The sequence below is a fragment of the Stenotrophomonas chelatiphaga genome, from assembly GCF_001431535.1.
GTDB lineage: Bacteria > Pseudomonadota > Gammaproteobacteria > Xanthomonadales > Xanthomonadaceae > Stenotrophomonas > Stenotrophomonas chelatiphaga.
Genome location: NZ_LDJK01000141.1, coordinates 1 through 559, shown reverse-complemented (window position 1 = coordinate 559; position 559 = coordinate 1). Strand labels below are relative to the sequence as shown.

Annotated in this window: 1 protein-coding gene; it reads left to right on the top strand. The window is 72.1% G+C overall.

Annotation, left to right across the window (positions count from 1 at the left end; genetic code table 11):
• Positions 1-99 precede the first annotated feature (99 nt).
• The coding region (rsmD, locus tag ABB28_RS17530) for a 16S rRNA (guanine(966)-N(2))-methyltransferase RsmD (RefSeq protein WP_057687627.1) at positions 100-559 on the top strand (460 nt) is incomplete at its 3' end.

Below are 559 nucleotides of genomic sequence, written 5' to 3'. Positions count from 1 at the left end.
GCGCTCCGCCGTTCGCTGCAGACTGCGCTGCCGTTACAATCGCACCATGCTGAATTCCATGAACCCGACCCGTGCGCGGGTCACCCCCGGTTGCGCGCCATGAGCGGCCGCGCTGGCAATGACGGCCAGGTCCGCATCATCGGTGGGCAGTGGCGCAATACCCGGCTGCCGGTGCCGACCCTGCCGGGCCTGCGTCCCAGCAGCGACCGCGTGCGCGAAACCCTGTTCAACTGGCTGATGCCGCGCCTTGGCGGCGCCCGCGTGCTGGATGTGTTCGCCGGCAGCGGCGCGCTCGGGCTGGAAGCGGTGTCGCGGGGTGCGGCCCATGCCACCCTGGTCGAGCGGGACCCGCAGCTGGTGGCCAACCTGACCGCCGTTGTCACCCGGCTGAAGGCCGAGGCCCGGGTGCAGGTGGTGCAGGCCGATGCGCTGCGCTGGCTGCAGACCGCCGCGCCGGTCCAGGCCAGCATCGCCTTCGTTGATCCGCCGTTCGCCGCCGGGCTGTGGGACAGCACGCTTGCGCTGCTGCCGCGGCACCTCAGCGCCGATGCCTGGCTGT